Source organism: Methylocapsa polymorpha, assembly GCF_045689225.1.
Classification (GTDB): domain Bacteria; phylum Pseudomonadota; class Alphaproteobacteria; order Rhizobiales; family Beijerinckiaceae; genus Methylocapsa; species Methylocapsa polymorpha.
Map to the genome: position 1 here is coordinate 2,338,065 of NZ_CP136862.1, position 17,169 is coordinate 2,355,233.

The 17,169-nt window shown below is 62.9% G+C and carries 15 protein-coding genes and 2 pseudogenes; 7 read left to right on the top strand and 10 right to left on the bottom strand.

The features are described 5' to 3' along the window. Positions 1-6: 6 nt before the first annotated feature. The 3 genes from RZS28_RS10735 to RZS28_RS10745 all read left to right on the top strand — a co-directional run bounded on the left by RZS28_RS10735 (position 7) and on the right by RZS28_RS10745 (position 4,093). On the top strand, positions 7-2,154 hold the full coding sequence (locus RZS28_RS10735) for a DEAD/DEAH box helicase family protein (protein WP_407337756.1): 2,148 nt from the start codon (positions 7-9) through the stop codon (positions 2,152-2,154). Beyond that, on the top strand, positions 2,151-3,389 hold the full coding sequence (locus tag RZS28_RS10740; RefSeq protein WP_407337757.1) for a type I restriction-modification enzyme R subunit C-terminal domain-containing protein: 1,239 nt from the start codon (positions 2,151-2,153) through the stop codon (positions 3,387-3,389). The genes RZS28_RS10735 and RZS28_RS10740 overlap by 4 nt, the downstream gene beginning before the upstream one ends. 221 nt (positions 3,390-3,610) lie before the next feature. Further along, positions 3,611-4,093, top strand: a complete 483-nt coding sequence (locus tag RZS28_RS10745; RefSeq protein ID WP_407337758.1) for a hypothetical protein — start codon at positions 3,611-3,613, stop codon at positions 4,091-4,093. A 61-nt stretch (positions 4,094-4,154) separates the two neighbouring features. On the opposite strand, the gene RZS28_RS10750 is transcribed toward RZS28_RS10745, so the two are convergent. Together RZS28_RS10750 and RZS28_RS10755 are read right to left on the bottom strand one after the other, a co-directional pair. Continuing rightward, complete coding sequence (locus RZS28_RS10750; RefSeq protein WP_407337759.1) at positions 4,155-4,883, bottom strand: tyrosine-type recombinase/integrase; 729 nt, start codon at positions 4,881-4,883, stop codon at positions 4,155-4,157. Positions 4,884-4,917: 34 nt separating this feature from the next. Next, a pseudogene (locus tag RZS28_RS10755) lies at positions 4,918-5,364 on the bottom strand (tyrosine-type recombinase/integrase); the annotation flags it as partial. A gap of 379 nt (positions 5,365-5,743) precedes the next feature. On the opposite strand from RZS28_RS10755, the gene RZS28_RS10760 reads away from it, so the two are divergent. The 4 genes from RZS28_RS10760 (at position 5,744) to RZS28_RS10775 (ending at position 9,139) form a co-directional block, all read left to right on the top strand. Further along, a complete protein-coding gene (locus tag RZS28_RS10760; protein ID WP_407337760.1) occupies positions 5,744-7,039 on the top strand; it encodes a tyrosine-type recombinase/integrase in 1,296 nt (431 codons plus the stop codon). A gap of 150 nt (positions 7,040-7,189) precedes the next feature. After that, positions 7,190-7,486 (top strand): DUF1778 domain-containing protein, encoded by a 297-nt coding sequence (locus RZS28_RS10765; RefSeq protein WP_407341103.1) that lies wholly within the window; start codon positions 7,190-7,192, stop codon positions 7,484-7,486. A gap of 11 nt (positions 7,487-7,497) precedes the next feature. Then, a complete protein-coding gene (locus RZS28_RS10770; protein ID WP_407337761.1) occupies positions 7,498-8,007 on the top strand; it encodes a GNAT family N-acetyltransferase in 510 nt (169 codons plus the stop codon). Between the two features lie 211 nt (positions 8,008-8,218). Beyond that, the gene (locus RZS28_RS10775; RefSeq protein ID WP_407337762.1) at positions 8,219-9,139 is read left to right on the top strand and encodes a LysR substrate-binding domain-containing protein; all 921 of its coding nucleotides are present in this window, start codon (positions 8,219-8,221) and stop codon (positions 9,137-9,139) included. On the opposite strand, the gene RZS28_RS10780 is transcribed toward RZS28_RS10775, so the two are convergent. The 8 genes and pseudogenes from RZS28_RS10780 to trbE form a co-directional block, all read right to left on the bottom strand. Continuing rightward, a complete protein-coding gene (locus RZS28_RS10780) occupies positions 9,075-9,350 on the bottom strand; it encodes a DUF2274 domain-containing protein (protein ID WP_407337763.1) in 276 nt (91 codons plus the stop codon). The genes RZS28_RS10775 and RZS28_RS10780 overlap by 65 nt on opposite strands. Before the next feature lie 10 nt (positions 9,351-9,360). Continuing rightward, entirely contained in the window at positions 9,361-10,581 is a 1,221-nt protein-coding gene (locus RZS28_RS10785) for a TrbI/VirB10 family protein (RefSeq protein WP_407337764.1), read from the bottom strand. After that, positions 10,578-11,642, bottom strand: a complete 1,065-nt coding sequence (gene trbG / locus RZS28_RS10790; RefSeq protein WP_407337765.1) for a P-type conjugative transfer protein TrbG — start codon at positions 11,640-11,642, stop codon at positions 10,578-10,580. Before trbG ends, RZS28_RS10785 begins: the two co-directional genes overlap by 4 nt. Continuing rightward, a complete protein-coding gene (gene trbF / locus RZS28_RS10795; protein ID WP_407337766.1) occupies positions 11,639-12,322 on the bottom strand; it encodes a conjugal transfer protein TrbF in 684 nt (227 codons plus the stop codon). Before trbF ends, trbG begins: the two co-directional genes overlap by 4 nt. A gap of 3 nt (positions 12,323-12,325) precedes the next feature. Then, positions 12,326-13,610 (bottom strand): annotated as a pseudogene (trbL, locus tag RZS28_RS10800) (P-type conjugative transfer protein TrbL). A gap of 3 nt (positions 13,611-13,613) precedes the next feature. Then, positions 13,614-13,934 carry a putative entry exclusion protein TrbK-alt gene (gene trbK-alt, locus RZS28_RS10805; RefSeq protein WP_407337767.1) on the bottom strand — a complete coding sequence of 107 codons (321 nt, stop codon included), beginning with the start codon at positions 13,932-13,934 and terminating at the stop codon, positions 13,614-13,616. Positions 13,935-13,975: 41 nt separating this feature from the next. After that, entirely contained in the window at positions 13,976-14,713 is a 738-nt protein-coding gene (gene trbJ / locus RZS28_RS10810) for a P-type conjugative transfer protein TrbJ (RefSeq protein ID WP_407337768.1), read from the bottom strand. Beyond that, positions 14,710-17,151 carry a conjugal transfer protein TrbE gene (trbE, locus tag RZS28_RS10815; protein WP_407337769.1) on the bottom strand — a complete coding sequence of 814 codons (2,442 nt, stop codon included), beginning with the start codon at positions 17,149-17,151 and terminating at the stop codon, positions 14,710-14,712. The genes trbJ and trbE overlap by 4 nt, the downstream gene beginning before the upstream one ends. Positions 17,152-17,169 lie beyond the last annotated feature (18 nt).

A 17,169-nucleotide genomic window follows, 5' to 3' on the forward strand; every position in this document is an offset into this window, starting at 1 on the left:
GCCGCTATGTCGCAATTCGCCTTCCTCCAGCCTGAATTCTCTCCGGTCTATGACCACGCCCGGAGGGCGGAAGGCGTCGCTTTCTCTGATCCACGCGCAGCTTGTTTCTATGCGCGGCTTGCCTTGGAGACGGCCGTCAAATGGATGTACGAGCGCGATAAGGCGCTGCGGACGCCCTACGACAATGCCTTGTCGGCCTTGATTTCTGAACCGAGTTTCCGCGCCGTCGTCGGTCGGGATCGCGTCGCCAAGGCGCGCCTCATCAAGGACGAGGGCAACCGCGCCGTGCATGACACGCGGGCCGTCCCTCCCCAATCAGCCGCAACAGCGCTGCGCGAATTGTTTCATTTCAGCTATTGGCTGGTCCACACCTACGCCAAGGGCGCCAAACCGGACGCCGCGCTTCAATTTTCCGTCGAGGCGCTGCCGCGAACCGCCCAAGTCGAAGCAACCACTCTCGGACGCCTGCAAGAGATCGCCAGGCGCTTCGCCGACCAGGCCAAAGCCCGCGAAGAGGCGGAAGCCGCGTGCGCTCAAACCGAGGCCCAACGCGCGGAGATCGAAGCCGAGAACGCCCGGCTGCGCGCCGAAATCGCGGCGATCAAGCTGGCGAACGCCGCCGTTCCCGATGCGCACGACTACAATGAGGCGCAGACCCGCGACGCTTTTATCGACCTTCTGTTGCACGAGGCCGGGTGGCCGCTCGATCAAACCCGCGACCGCGAATTCCCGGTTGCCGGCATGCCGAACGAAACCGGTGAAGGCTTTGTTGACTATGTTCTGTGGGGCGATGATGGCAAACCGTTGGCTTTGGTGGAAGCCAAGCGGACGAAGCGCGACGCCCGCATCGGTCAGCAACAGGCAAAGTTGTACGCCGATTGCCTTCAAACGGCCTATGGCGAGCGCCCGATCATTTTTTACACGAACGGCTACGATCATTGGATTTGGGATGATGCGAGCTATCCACCCCGTTCGGTGCAAGGCTTTCTGAAAAAGGACGAGCTGATGTTATTGCATCAGCGTCGGACCACGCGGCGATCGCTCGCCAGCGTCGAAATAGATTCGAGCATTGCAGGCCGTTTCTATCAGGCCCGCGCTATTCGGCGCATCGGCGAAGCCTTTGAAAAGGATCATCAACGCAAGGCGCTGCTGGTCATGGCGACCGGCTCAGGCAAGACCCGGACCGTCATTGCGCTGATTGACCAATTGATGCGAGCCAATTGGGTGAAGCGCGCTCTCTTCCTCGCGGACCGCGTCGCCCTTGTTAATCAGGCCGTGGGCGCCTTCAAGACGCATATGCCTTATGCCGCGCCCGTCAATTTGGTGACCGATAAGCAGACGGAAGGGCGCGTGTTCGTCTCGACTTACCCAACTATGGTGGGGTTGATCGATGAGGTGCAAAACAGCGTGCGCCGTTTCGGCTCGGGACATTTCGACCTGATCGTCATCGATGAAGCGCACCGGTCCGTCTATCGCAAATACAGAGCCATCTTCGACTATTTCGATAGCCTTTTGGTCGGGCTAACCGCCACCCCTCGCGATGAAATCGACCGCGACACCTATTCGCTTTTCGAATTGGAGCGGGGCGTTCCGACGGATTCCTACGACCTCGAAGAAGCCGTCGCCGATGGCTATCTCGTGCCTCCGAAGGCCGTCTCGGTGCCCCTCAGGTTTCAGCGCGAAGGCATCCGCTACGACGACCTGTCGGACGAGGAAAAGGAAGCCTGGGACGCTCTGGAATGGACTGAGGATGGCGAGATCCCCGACAGCGTCGACGCCTCCGCCGTCAATAAATGGCTGTTCAATGCCGACACCGTCGACAAGGTGCTTGAGCATGTGATGACCCACGGCCTCAAGGTCGAAGAAGGCGATCGGCTGGGCAAGACGATTATTTTTGCGAAAAACAGAGACCACGCCCAATTTATTGCAGAACGGTTTGACGCCAACTATCCGCATCTGAAGGGCCATTTTGCGCGGGTGATCGAGCATAAGATCACCTACGCCCAATCGCTGATTGACGACTTCTCGAACCCGGTCAAAGCCCCCCACATAGCCATTTCGGTGGATATGCTCGACACGGGCATCGATGTGCCGGAAGTGGTCAATCTCGTTTTTTCAAGATCGTCCGCTCGAAGACCAAGTTTTGGCAAATGATCGGCCGGGGCACGCGGCTCAGCGCCGACTTGTTCGGCCCTGGCCGCCACAAGGAGCACTTCCTTGTCTTCGACTTTTGCCAAAATTTCGAGTTCTTCAACCAGAATCCGGCCATAACTGAGGGCGCTCTCGGCATCTCCCTTGGAGCCAAGCTGTTCAAAACCCGCGTCGAACTAGTTGGCGAAATTGCCCAACAACAGGAGGCCGATGAAACACTCAGCAGTCTCCGCCAGTCGGTCATTGATCGCCTGTATGACGAAGTGACCGGCATGAGTCTCGACAACTTCATCGTCCGCCCCAAACGACGTTTCGTTGAAAAGTTCCAGGCCCGGAATGCTTGGGACCCGCTTGGACCCGACGACCGGGCGGAGCTGACCGAGCATATCGCCGGGCTTCCTAGCTCTTACGAGGACGATGATCTCGCCGCCAAACAATTCGATTACCTGGTTTTGCTTGCACAGCTGGCGATATTGCGCGCCGATCCGGCGCTAGTGAACCACCAGGCTAGGATCATGGGCATTGCTTCCCAGCTGGAGGAATTAGGCAACGTTCCCATGGTTGCGGCTGTAATGACGTTAATCTTGGACGTGCAGACCGACGAGTTCTGGCAGGATATTAACCTGCCAATCCTAGAGAATGTGCGCCGCCGGTTACGCCAATTGGTCAAGCTGATTGAGCCAAAAGAACGCAAGATCGTCTACACTGACTTTCAGGACGAAATTGGCGCTGCGATCGATGTGGCGCTCCCGAATATCGGCGCGGGCACGGATAAGGCGCGGTTTCTGATGAAGGTCCGCCACTTCCTGACCCAGCACGAGAATCACATCACGATTCAAAAGCTTCGGCGCAATGAGCAATTGACGCCCCAAGACCTTACGGAGCTGGAGCGGATATTCCTCACTGAATCCGTTGCAAGCCCCGAAGATCTTGAACGCATTCGCGGCGAAGGGGGGCTTGGGTTGTTCGTCCGATCCCTCATTGGCCTCGACAGAGAGGCTGCGAAGCAAGCGCTTGCTGATTTCGTATCGGGACGAACGCTTTCCGCCAATCAAATCGAATTTGTCGACCTGATCATCGACTATCTGATGGATCGCGGCGTCATGGACCCCCGACGCCTATATGAAAGTCCTTTTACTGACGTGGATGATCAGGGCGTGAGTGGCGTGTTCACTCCGACAGAAGTGAAGATTCTTGTCGAGACTCTCGCCCAGGTCAAAGCAAAGGCGGCCGCTTGACCTTTCGGGCTGGCGCTGAATATCTGCGCCCCATCCCTCGCGCCGATCCTTTGCGCGACCGCGCAGACCGCCGCACGTGCGGACATATTTATCCGAGCGCGCCCTCAGTTTGACCTATGACGCGGGAGTTGAATTGTCGGAAGCTTTGTGTGCATTTGGTGCGCTTGAAGAGATCGGCGGGCCTCGGAGGATTGGCCACGCTCTTTGGCTGGAATGCGATTATGACGCCAAAGGAATTGATGTTGCTGATTGAGAGCCTCTCTCCTTCAGGACCAGTTACAGATTCGCTGACCGAAGCTCTTGCCGCTCGGAGCAAGCGGCCGAAAAAGGCGTGGTATCGTCACCAGAAGGAGCATTGGCTGGGGTGGCTCAGTGAATACGATGGACCAGGGGCCTATGATCGCAAAGTTTACCAGGGCCGAACGGCCGATTTTGTTTACAATCATATTATGTGCCCACCCATGATTCTTTGGCTTGGGGAAGGCGTCGGTGCGCCAAAAGCAATTGTAGAAGAGGCGGCTAATGCCTGTCTCGCAGCTGGTAGAACTCTACCGAGACGATGCGCCACGATTCGAACTATTGTCCCTTGGAGTATGATTGAAGAACGGCTCCAGGCGCTCAGATTAGATTGTCCAAAAACCGAGAAACCATCTCGGGCGACGCCGCCGAAACTGCTTCAATCGAAAAGCATGAATCTACGATAACGCTTGCGGATCATCCGTGCTTAACCGCCGCAATCCGCCTTCCAAATTGGGTGCAAAAGGTTCACGCTCGGATCGGAACCACAATTCCGCCCCGCCGTAATTCATCGCAGCGGTTGGCCCACCAAGCCATCATGCGGACGCGCTCTTCCCAATAATCGGCGCGGGCATAGGCGCGGCGGACGCTATCATTATCGACATGGGCGAGTTGGCGCTCGATGGCGTCTGCGTTCCAAAGGCCGCTTTCGTTCAGCATCGAAGACGCCGCCGAGCGGAAACCATGGCCGGTCATTTCGTCTTTTTCGAAGCCAAGACGACGAAGGGCGGCGTTGATAGTGTTTTCGCTCATGCAGCGCACCGCCGAGCGGACGGACGGGAAAAGGAATTTCCCGTGGCCCGTTATCGCTTGAAGTTCCAGCAAGATGCCGATGGAGTGCGGCGCAAGCGGTACGCGATGCGGGCGCTTCATCTTCATTTTCTCGCCCGGTATCGACCAGACGCTCGCGTCGAGATCGAATTCCGTCCATTCAGCCGCGCGAAGCTCGCCTGGGCGAACGAAGGTCAGGGCGAGCAATTCGAGCGCGGCCTGCGTTTCCGGCGCGCCCTCATAGGCCGCGATGGCGCGGAGAAGCCCGCCGAATGCTTTGGGCTCGATGATCGCTGCGCGATGTTGAACGGTCGGAGCGGCCAAGGCTCCCTTCAAGGCGCCGGTTGGATCGGCATCGGCGCGCCCGGTCGCGACCGCGTAACGGAAGACCTCGCCGATGGTCGCGGAGCCGCTTCGCGGTTTCATGGCGGCCGCGCGATTCGCTGCTTCGGAGGATCGCCAAGACTTCCGGCGCGCTTATCTCCGAAATCGGGCGCATGCCTATGGCGGGACGGGCAAGGCTCAAAAGCCATTCGAGCTTGGTCAAAGTGCTTTCGGCCTTCGCCTCTCGCCTCTTCTTGTCTATTAACTCGTCGGCAATGGCGTCGAACGTGTTGGCGGAAGCGGCGACATTCGCAGCCTTGGCCAGCTTCTTGGCGAGCGAAGGGTCTTGTCCGTTAGCCAGGAGGCGCTTGGCCTCTTCCCGCGCGTCCCGCGCCTCGCGTAGGCCGATCTCGGGGTAAACGCCGATCGCGAGCAATTTTTGGCCGCCGGCGAACCGATAGGCGAGACGCCAGCGCTTTGCGCCATCCGGCATGATCCAAAGTTGCAGCCCGCCGCCGTCCGAGAGCTTGATGAGGCGGGGGCCGGGCTTGGCTTTGCGAATTTCGATATCGGTGAGAGCCATGTTGGTATCTCATTTGTTGGTATCGACGCTGTACCAACGAATGTACCAACTTTTTGCGCGGATACCAACACACGCCCTGAGACGTTCTTGGATGCCTATTAGGGCATAACATACTGTTTTTAAGCTAGTTATGGACGGCTTTGGATGCTTGTGGACGGGGATTTGGTGCCGGTTGCAGGAGTCGAACCCGCGACCTACTGATTACAAAGCGTGAATCTATACTTCGCTATTCTACGACGCAGTTTCCGTTTTCCCTATAAATCAATCACTTATGACAAACAAGCTTCGCTACTGTTCTCCAGAATACGCCCTGATTTTATTTGAACGGCTTCTAATACGCTTCTAAAATCTAATCTTGTTTACCTTGAGGGACGGGGCCTTGGCCAAGGGCAGGATCAACAAAACAAACGTCGACAAGCTGCTTTGTCCGACCGGCAAGGCGATGGACATTCTCTGGGACGACGCATTGCGCGGGTTCGGGGTTGTCGTTTTGCCATCCGGACGCAAGACCTTTGTTGCGCAGTGGAAGCGGCACGGCCGCTCGCAGAAGGCGAAGATCGGGCTTTATGGCCCAATGACCGCCGAACAAGCCCGTTCGCAGGCGACGATCTTGCTCGGCGAGGTCGAATCGGGCGGAGACCCAATCGCCGAACGCAAGGCGGCGCGCGCCGTGCGCACGTTCCGTGAGATCGCCGCGGATTTCATGGAACATCATGTTGCGGCAAAGCGAAAGCCCAAGACGGCGGTTGAATACGGGCGGCTGCTCGACACTTATGTCTTGCCGGCGATTGGCGCCAAGCGAATCGTCGATGTGAGTCGCGCCGATGTGGCGCGCCTGCATTCGAGTTTGCGGCGGACGCCGCGTCAGGCGAACCTTGTGATCTCGGTCATCTCCGCCGTTTGGGGTTGGGCCTCTCGGCGCGACGAAGCGGAGTTCACAAGAAATCCCGCGGCTCGCCTTGAGCGCTTTCCCGAGAAGAGTTGCGAGCGTTTTTTGTCGAGCGACGAATTGGCCCGCCTCGGCGATACCTTGCGCCTTGCGGAAACAGAGGGCCTCCCTTGGTCGGAGGCGGAGCCGCAATCGAAACATGGCGCAAAGCCAGAGAACCGGCGCAACATTTTGGATCCGTTTGGGATCGCAGCGATCCGCCTTTTGATTTTGACTGGCATGCGCCCGCGAGAAGTCCTCGATCTCGAATGGTCGCATGTGGATTTCGAACGCGGCGCTCTGTTTTTGCCGGATAGCAAGACCGGCCGCAAATGCGTCATTATTGGCGGGCCTGCGCTCGACGTTCTCGCTGGCCTGCCCAGGCTCATGGGCTGTCGCTTTGTGATTACCGGCAAGAGCCTCGACACGCCGCGAGCTGATCTCAACCGGCCGTGGGTGGCGGTGAGGCGTTGCGCAGCGCTCGAGGGCGTTCGTCTCTATGACCTCCGGCATTCGTTTGCGAGCATAGGCGCTGGGGCGTCATTGGGTCTGCCCATCGTGGGCAAGCTGCTTGGCCATTCGCAGGCCGCAACAACTCAAAGATATGCGCATCTCGACGCCGACCCGTTGCGACGTGCGGCGAATATGATCGCTAGCTCGATCGTCACGGCAATGGGAGGCAAGAATCGGGTTGAGGCGGCAATCGTGGACACAGAGGCCTTTTCGTCGGCGCGGCGCGGCGCGTGACGCTGCCTCCGGCTGGGAAAGCCGCGCTCCGGCGCCCTGATAATGGTCGAGCCGGAATCCCAAGAAGACAAGAAGAAAAGCAAGCTTGGCGAACGTATTGCAAAATGCGCTACGCGGCATTATCTTCCTCGGAATTCAAGGAGGCTTCAAATGTCCCGCGCGGCTGAGAAAAAGGAACATCCGTTGTCAATGCGGCTTCCCGAAGCCGATATCGCCATTATTGACCGCGCGGCCAGTCTTCGCGGGCGTTCAAGGACGGATTTCGTCCGTGAGGCCGCCGTCCGGGCCGCCGAAGAAGTGCTGATGGAAAACACCCCCATCCGCATGACTCCGGGAGGATTCGACGCGTTCATGGCGGCGCTTTCCGGGCCGGCCGTGCCCGTGCCGGAGATTGTGGAACTCATTCAGCGGCCGGCGCCTTGGGAAGAAGCCGGTTCGAGAAAGTAAGCGCGGACGCCTTGGCCCTTTCCGCGCCCGAGCCGATAACGGAGACGCATGATGTTTCCGCATTCTCTTGTGGCAAGCCCGCCCTCGACAACTGGCTGAAGACCCGCGCGCTATCGAACCAGCAGAAGGGGTTCACGGCGGTGCTTGTTGTCCATGAGAACCATCGAGTCGTCGGCTATTACGGCCTTGCGCCGGCGTCCATCACGCCATCGGTCCTGCCACGTTCCATCCGCACGGGCCAACCGCCAGACCCAGTTCCCTGCTTGCTCCTGGGCCAACTGGCGACTGACCAGAGTTGGGCTGGCAAAGGAGTTGGCGGTGGCCTGCTGAAACATGCGCTTCTTCGCTGCGTGACTGCCGCAAGGCTTATCGGCGGACGCGCGCTCATCGTCCGCGCTGTGGATCCCGAGGCGGCCGCTTTTTGGCTGAGACGCGGCTTTATCCCGTCCAAAGACGATTCGTTTCTGTTGTTTCGATCGATGGCGGACATCGCCGCATCGGTTGGGTCAGCCTCTCGATAGAAAGCGCTTTCGAGCCGTGAACGCGGATGACGCGGTCGCCCTCGAAAAGCACGCTGTACGCCGTCAGGCGCTCGGTGCGATCCCAAAGCGGCTGGAACTCGCGCTTGCCGGAACAGCTTGAGTAGGAGTTCATCGCCGCTCTTTTGCCAAAGTTCATGTGTCAGATATTCATGTGATGTATTGCAAATACATATGGATTGGACACTGGCGCGTGGTTAAGCTCGCATCGATCTCTCAGGCGCTTGTCGTCGCCGAACATTTGAGCTTCAGCCGCGCGGCGCAAATTCTTGGAGTCCGGCAATCGGCGGTGAGCCGCCGCGTGCAAGAGCTGGAGGACGAGCTCGGCGTATCCTTGTTCGAGCGAGACGCGGGCGGAATCCGACTGACCGAGGCCGGTCGGCGGTTTCTCGAAAGATCCCGTTCGGCGCTCGCCGAGATCGATTACGCTATAAAATCCGCAGGCAGCGCCGGGCGCGGCGCCGAGGGCTTGCTACGGATCGGCGTCGTGTCGTCGCTGTCGGCCGGCTTTGTTCGCGAATTGCTGAGCGCCTATTGGGACTCCCATCCTGCCATCGCTACGGACTTTGTCGAAGGCTCCACACGCGAGCAAATCGCGCGGATCACGGAGCGCCAGCTCGATATCGCCTTCGTCACCGGGACGCCCCAGGCGTCGCATTGCGACGCTCTCGCGCTGTGGAAGGCGCGGGTCTTTGTGGCTTTGCCTCAGCGGCATGTTCTCGCCCACGAAGACGAAATTGATTGGGAAGAGCTGAAGGACGAGCATTTTATCGTCAGCCGGGGCGCGCCAGGTCCGGAGATCCATGACTATATTGTCCAACGGCTGGCGGAGCTCGGGCGCAGCCCTTCGGTTGAGCGCTATCGCGTCGACCGCGAGACCTTGTTGGTCCTGGTCGGGCTCAACTTTGGCGTCAGCCTCATCAGCGAGGCGGGGATGGCGACGCGCTATCCTGACGTCGTGTTCCGGCCGCTCGCGACATCGGCGGATATCTTGCCCTATAGCGCCGTCTGGCTGCCGGGCAATGACAATCCGGCGCTGCGGCGGCTTCTCAGCCTGGCTCGGTCCCTGTCGTCGGGCCGTCCGGCGCTGCCGCGGCCTGAGATTGGTTCCTGACGTTTCGCGCTTTGGCGAAGGCTCGATCGCTCGCGATGAAGCGGGCCAACATGGGCGCGATGAGCTTGGCCGGTTCACTCACGGGCTGGCCGGTTTCGCGCGCCAAAGCGTCGGCATAGGCGACGAGATCACGGTGGACCGAAGCGGGAAGTTCGATCGCGATCTTGACGGGCTTGTCATCGGTCAGCGCGCCGAGTTTGAGTTTGGCCATCTGCTCCCCCTCAGCCTTGGTAGGGCTCGAGCACCAGATCGCGATTGACGATGACGCGGACCGGGAAGCCCGGCCGGATCGTCAGCGTCGGCTGAATGTTCAGATTGCGCCCGACGATTTGCTGGCCGGTCTGATTGAAGCTTTGGGAGGCGCCGCTGCGGATCGCTTGAACGAGGCTGTTCTCATTGTTGCTCACGCCCACCTCCGATCCGACGCTGAGGAGGGTCGAGAGCAGCGCCGCCTTGAACAGCGCGCCCCAATGATCATCGACCTGGTCCTCGAGGCCGGAAGTGCCGGCGGCGTCGCCGCCAGGCTGGCGCTCCAGCACGATCGATTTTCCGCCGGGCAGGATGAGCCGCGTCCAGACCAGCAGCACGCGCGTCTGACCGAAGGCGACCTGGCTGTCATATTGGCCGATGAGGCGCGCGCCTTGCGGAATCAGCAGCGAGCGGCCGGTGGGGCTGTCATAGACATTCTCCGTCACCTGGGCCGTGATCTGGCCTGGAAGATCGGAGCGGATGCCGGTGATCAGCGCGCCAGGAATGATCGTTCCCGCCTGAACCACATAGGGTGATGCCGGCGCGGCCAGCCGGTCGGGGCTGGTGGTGCGCCGATCGACCGCGGCGTTGACGAAGGCGAGCTTGCGGTCCTGGCCATTCTGCGCAAAAGCGGCGTCGGTGGAGGGCTGCGCGGCCTGTCCGAATCCCACGCCCGCGTCGGGCGACGGCGCGGCTGGGCCAATCGTCGGAATTGGAAGCTCGCGGATATTGGTGGAGGCGAAGAGCCGGCTGAGCCGGGCCGCTTCGATCTCCTGCGCCCGCCTCTGAGCCTCAGGGTCGGGAGCCATGGCGGAAATGCCTTCTGCGCTCGGTTGCCCTTGGGCGTTGAGGATGGGCCGGCCGAGATCGCCCGGGAGGGGCGGTCCCAGCGGGGGCGCTTGCCTCGGAACGCCAGCATAGTCGCGCGGCAGGCTCGCGAGCCCGTCCGCCGTGGCGCGGTGGTCGATGCTGTAGAGCTCTTCCGGCGCGGCGCCGTGGTTGTTCTTGCTCTGCAGGGCCCAAATCACCGCGCCGGATACTGCGAGGAGCGCCGCCGCCGCTCCGCCGGCCAGCACCTTGCGCGACAAGCGGGTGACGCGCGGCCGCTCCGGCCGAAGGCGGAAGGCCGGGCTTGGCGGCTCCTTCCTCCGCGCCGGCTCAAGGCCTTCTTCCTCCTCCCGGCCGTCGCTCATCTTGGCCTCCCATCGGTTCGGGAGATACGGACGATCTGCTGATGCTCGCCGCCGAAGCGAAGCTCGGCGGCGGCGAAGAGCCGATCGACGATGTAATAGTTCTGCCGGACGCGGTAATTGACGAGCTGGCCGTCGCCTTCAGCGCCGATGACGAAGAGCGGCGGCGCCTCGCCTTGCGCGAGGCCGCGCGGCATCTCGATATAAACCTTCGAACCGTCGTCGAAGGCGGAGAGCGGCCGCCAAGGCGGATTGTCGCCGGTGATCTGATAGCGGAAGCGCAGTTTCGCGATATCGACGCCCGCGTCGATCGGCGCCGCGGTCGCGGCCGCCGCATTCTGGCGGCGGAGCGCGATGAGCTGGTCCTGCGGATATTGCCAGGAGACCGAGGCCATGTAGGTTTTCTCGGTCGAGCGCAGCTCGAGGAGATAGGTGCGCCGGTCCGTGTTGATGATGAGATTGGTGACGAGGTCCGGCCGGGTCGGCTTCACCAGAATATGGATGCGTTTGCTCGCGCCCGCGCCGCTCTCCGTATCGCCGACGATCCAGCGCACCGTGTCGCCGGCGGCGACCGGACCGGAGCCGACGAGCTGCTCGCTTTCCTGAAGCGCGATGTCGGTGATCTCGCCGGGCGCGGCATAGACTTGATAGAGCGCTCCGTCCAGGAAGGGATAGACCTGCACGGCGTTGATGAAGCCGTCGCGCACGGGCTGAACGCGGGCGGCGGCGTTGGCCTGGTTGACGCGGACCGTCGGATCGCCCGGCTCCGGCGGAGCCTTCCCGGCAGGGACGGGTTTCAGTTGGCCCGGAAGCGGCAGCGGCTTCGGCAATTCGACGACCCGCATGGGCACTGGCGGCGCGGGTTCGAGCGTCGCGGCTTCCGCTGCATCATCGAGCGCGATCTCCGGCGGCTTTTGCGCGCAGCCGGCCAGCGCAGAGGCGGACAGCAGCAAAGCCAGACATGCGCCTTTACGGGAAGCCGGAACCGATGCTTTGCCCGGAGCCGGAGAGCCGGCGGTGCCAACAGTGAGAAGAGCGTGATTGGGGAAAGACCGCGAGTTCATTGCCCCAGCTCCTTCGACCAGTTGATGGCGTTGACATAGACTCCGAGCGGGTTCTTCCGCAGGCGATCGGCGTCATGCGGGCTCTGGATCACGATTGTGAGGATGGCGGTCCAGCGCTCGGTGGAGCCGAGGCTGCCGTTCTCGTAACGGCGCTGGATCCAGGCGACCCGAAAGGAGTCGGGCGAGGCGCGAATGACGCTGGAAACTTCAACGGAGATCTGCGCCTTGCCGAGATTTGCGAAGGGGTCGTTGGCCCGGGCGTAGTCGTTGAGCGCCGCCGCGCCGCGATCGGTGGTATATTCATAGGCGCGCAGCCATTGCCGGCGAAGGACGATGCCGTCGGCCGGCAGCCCGCGCACATCTTCGATGAAGCGAGCCAGGTGATAGGCGATCTGCGGATCGGTCGGCTGATAATCGGCATCGGCCGGCGCCACAACCTGCGCCTGGCCGATCTTGTCGACCTGCACCACCCAGGGCGTGATCTCGCCTTGCCCCGCTTGCCAGACGAGGCCGCCGGCGAGGCCGGCGGAGAGGAACAGCGATCCGAAGGCCATCAGCCGCCAGTTCTTCGCCTGAACGCGGGCGGAGCCGATGCGCTCGTCCCAGACCTGGGCGGCCTTCTGATAGGGCGTCTCGGGCTCGGGGGTGCGCCCGTAGCGCACCGATGGTCGTTGGAACATATTCTATTCCCCCTCGGAAAGATCGACGGACGCGCCGGCGCCGCCGCCGTCACCAGACTTGACGGCATGGGTCGCCGCCGACGTTCCATGGCTGATGGTCTGGGAGCGCCGCATCCGTGTCGCCCAAGCGGGCGGGCCCTCGGCCGACAGGGATTGGCCCGAGGCGACGGCGACGCTCGTTTCCGCGCCCGCCGCTTCCCCGTCACGGCCCGACCGCCGGCTTCGAAACTCGACGTGAGACTGGCGGCGGCGCGGCGCAGCGGGCTGGTGATCGCCTCTCCGCCTTTGGAGAGGCCGGCGGTTAGGACGCCGGACGCGCCCCCGCGCGATAGGCTGCCGCCGCGCCGCCGGCGAGCGCCGCACCGCCCCGCGCGGCCCGCGATTGCCCGCCTGCGGGGCCCGCGCCGCCGGCGGCGAGACCCGCGCCCGCCGCGATAACGCCGCCGGCCGCGAGGCCAGTGCCGATCGCCGCGCCTGCGCCAAGCTGCGGACCGCCCGAGACAATGCCATTGGCGACGCCAGGACCGAATATCCCGAGGCCAAGGAGCGACAAGGCAGCCAGCACGATCGCCATGGCGTCGTCGATCGAGGGCTGCGCGCCGCCAACGCCTGAGGTGAATTGAGAGAAGAGGGTCGAGCCGATCCCGCCGATGACGGCGAGCACCATCACCTTGACGCCAGAGGAGATGACATTGCCGAGGACGCGCTCGGCGGCGAAGGCGGTTTTGCCGAACAGGCCGAACGGGATGAGGACAAACCCCGCGAGGGTCGTCAGCTTGAACTCGATCAGGGTGATGAAAAGCTGGATCGCGAGAATGAAGAAGGCGAGCAGCACGATCGCCCAGGCGAAGAGCAAGACGGCGATCTGGATGAAGTTTTCGAAGAAGGAGACATAGCCCATCAGGCCGGAAATCGAGTCGAGGAGCGGCCGTCCGGCGTCGAGCCCGACTTGGGCGATGCGGCCGGGGCGCAGGAAGTCGGCTTCCGCGAAGCCCGTTCCCGACGCTTTCAATCCGAGACCCGCGAAGCTCTCGAAAATGATGCGGGCGAGATTGTTCCAATTGCCGATGAGATAGGCGAAGACGCCGACGAACAATGTCTTCTTGACTAGGCGCGCGATGATGTCGTCATCCGGGCCCCAGGCCCAGAAGAGCGCGGCGAGCGTCAGATCGATGACGCTCAGCGTGGCGGCGATGAACCCGACCTCGCTCCCGAGCAGGCCGAAGCCGCTGTCGATATATTGGGTGAAGACCGCGAGGAAACGGTCGATGACGCCGACGCCGCCCATCGTCTACGGCGCCCGCGGCTGATCGGTCGTCGGATCGGCCGCGCCGCCCGCCGTCGGCGGCGCGCCTGTGAACATGTCGATCGGCGGACGCTCCAGCGGCCGGACGCCATCCCCAAGAAAGCGGCGGCGGTTCTCGGCCCAGACGCGCAGACAGTTAGGATCATGGGCGCCGGCCTCGCCAAGTTCCTGGCAATGGATCAGCGCATCCCGGCGCGGATCAGCATTGGCCACGGCCGGCGTCGACGATGTCGCGACGTCCGGCCCATCGTCGCACCGCCGGAGTTCGATGGCCGCCGCCGCGAGCGCCAGCATGACGAAACCCATCGCCCCGATCCTCACGATCGTTGTCGCGTTTACGCGCGCCCTCATTGGTGGAACATGGTGATTGTGCTGGACTGATAGCCGGCGCCCGGCGTCAGGAAGCGTCGAAGCTGCTCCTTCCCCTGGTCCTGTGCGGTAGCCTGCTGCGCGGCTTGCAGACTCTGAGCGCGTCCTTGCGCGACGACGGCGGCTGTGAGATCGGCTAGCTGCTGCGCCTGGAGGGCGAGGATCTGATTGCCCGCCTGAGCCGCCTGAAGCGCGCCTGTCGCCGACTGGCTCGACGTCACCAGCGTTGACATCTGGGTGCGATTTGTATCGAGATTGCCGACGACGCCCGCCTGCACCCGCATCGCATCCTGCAGAGCCGCGACGGAATTTTGCCAGCGCGCTTGCGCGTTGGCGATCAGCGCCTGATTGGACTGGCCTGCGTTCGCGCCTCCATAGGTTGTCTGGAAGGCGCGGTCGATCTGCTGAACATTGTAGGCGATGTTCTGCGCCTGCGCGAGGAGCTGCTGGGTGCGCTGGATCGAGGATTGAAGCTGCTGCAGCGCGGAATACGGCAGGCGCGCGAGATTGCGCGCCTGATTGATCAGCATCTGCGCCTGGTTCTGAAGCGAGGTGATCTGGTTCGTCACCTGCTGCAGCTCGCGCGCGGCGGTCAGCACGTTCTGGGAGAAATTGCTGGGGTCGAAGACGACCATTTGCGCGGAAGTCGGCCGCGCGGCGAGCGCAAGCGACAGGGCGAGCAGGCTCGCCGCCGCCAGAGGACGAAGCTTGGTCATATCGGTCTCTCCAGATTGGCGAGGTTCGGAATGAAGTCGGCGGCCCAGCCGGCGTCGCGCAGCCGCAGCCAGGCAGACGCGAAGCCCTCGCGGCCGTGCTCGGCGAGAACCTGCTCGATCGCGGCCTGGTCGGATTTCGAGGATGCGGCGGCGAAGGCGAGCGCGACCTCGCCGAGGCCCAGCTCGAACAGGCGGTTGCCGCGCCGCGATTGGCAGTAATAGTCGCGCTTCGGCGTCGCGCGGGCGAGGATCTCGATCTGGCGATCGTTGAGGCCGAACCGCCGATAGATGGCGGCAATTTGCGGCTCGATCGCGCGCTCGTTCGGCAGGAAGAGACGGGTTGGACAGCTCTCGATAATGGCGGGCGCAATCGCAGAGCCGTCGATGTCGGCCAGCGACTGCGTCGCGAAGACGACGCTGGCGTTCTTCTTCCGAAGGGTCTTCAGCCATTCGCGGAGCTGGCCGGCGAAGCCCTCGTTGTCGAGGGCGAGCCAGCCTTCGTCGACGATCAGCAAGGTTGGCCGGCCGTTGAGCCTGGCTTCGATGCGATGGAAGAGATAGGCGAGGACGGCGGGCGCGGCGCTCGCGCCAATCAGACCCTCGGTCTCGAACGCCTGAACGTTTGCATCGCCAAGGCGCTCGACTTCGGCGTCAAGCAGGCGGCCATAGGGGCCCGTGAGGCAATAGGGCTGCAAAGCCTGCTTCAAAGCCTGCGACTGCAGCAGCACCGACAGGCCGGTCAAGGTCCGCTCACCGACCGGCGCGCTGGCGAGGGATCTCAGCGCCGACCAGAGATGATCCTTCAGATCGGGCGTGACGCTGATCTTCTCTCGGGTCAGGATGGCGGCGATCCATTCCGCCGCCCAGCCGCGCTCGGCTATATCCTCGATCCGCGCAAGCGGCTGCAAGGCGACCGGTTCGGATGCATCGTCGGAGAGCGCGCCGCCGAGATCATGCCAATCGCCGCCCATGGCGAGGGCGGCGGCGCGGATCGAACCGCCGAAGTCAAAGGCGAACACCTGGCTTCGTCTATAGCGGCGAAACTGCAGCGCCATAAGCGCCAGCAAGACCGACTTGCCGGCGCCGGTCGGGCCGACCACCAGCGTATGCCCGACATCGCCGACATGCAGCGCGAAGCGGAACGGCGTCGAGCCTTCCGTTCTGGCGAAGAACAGGGGGGGCGCCTTGAAATGCTCGTCGCTCGTCGGCCCCGCCCAGACTGCCGAGAGCGGGATCATATGGGCGAGGTTCAGCGTCGAGATGGGCGGTTGACGCACGTTTGCGTAGCCGTGGCCGGGCAGGCTTCCGAGCCAGGCGTCGACGGCGTTGACCGTTTCCGCCATGCAGGTGAAGTCGCGGCCCTGGATCACTTTCTCGACGAGGCGGAGCTTCTCGTCGGCGATGCGCGGATCATTGTCCCAGACGGCGACCGTCGCGGTGACATAGGCCTCGCCGATTAGATCGGAGCCCAGTTCCTGGAGCGCCGCATCCGCGTCCATCGCCTTGTTGTGCGCGTCCGTGTCGAGCAGCGTCGACGCCTCATTGGTCATTACCTCCTTGAGGATGGCGGCGATCGACTTGCGCTTGGCGAACCATTGCCGCCGGATCTTGGTCAGCAGCTTCACGGCGTCGGTCTTGTCGAGCATGATCGCCCGCGTCGACCAGCGATAGGCGAAGGCGAGCCTGTTCAGCTCGTCGAGAACGCCTGGCGTGGTCGCGGTGGGGAAACCGACGATGGTGAGAACGCGGAGATGCGCATCCCCGAGTCTCGGCTCCAGCCCGCCGGCAAGCGGCTGATCGGCGAGCAGCGCGTCGAGATACATAGGGATCTCGGGAACGCGGACGTTCTGGCGCTTGGTCGAGGTGGTCGAATGCAGGTAGGTCAGCGTCTCGGCGTCATCGAGCCACCGGCTCTCGGGCATGAAGCCCTCGACGAGCTGGTGGATGCGGCCGATGCGGTCGACGAATCCGCGCAGCGCCTCGCGGGCATTGGCGCCCTCTGCCCTTTCGAGGCCTTCATAGAGAAAGCGCTCGGCGCGCGCGGCGTCCTCGGCGGGCGGCAGGTAGAGGAAGGTGAGGAAGTAACTGGACTCGAAGTGAACGCCTTCTTCCTCGAAGGCGGCTTTGCGCTCGGCGTCCACCAGCGCCGAAGCCGCGTCCGGAAACCGGCTTTCCGGGTAATGGAAGGCCGGATGGCGCTGCGCCTCGACGAACACGGCCCAGCCGGAACCGAGACGGCGCAGCGCATTGTTGAGCCGGCCGGCTGCGGCGACGAGCTCGGCGGGCGCGGCGCTGTCGAGGTCCGGTCCGCGGAACCGGGCGGTGCGCTGGAGCGATCCATCCTTGTTGAGGACGACGCCCTTGCCGACCAGGGCGGCCCAGGGCAGGAAATCCGCAAGGCGCGTCGCGGACCGGCGATATTCGGCGAGGTTCATCATCGGCCAACGTCCATGATG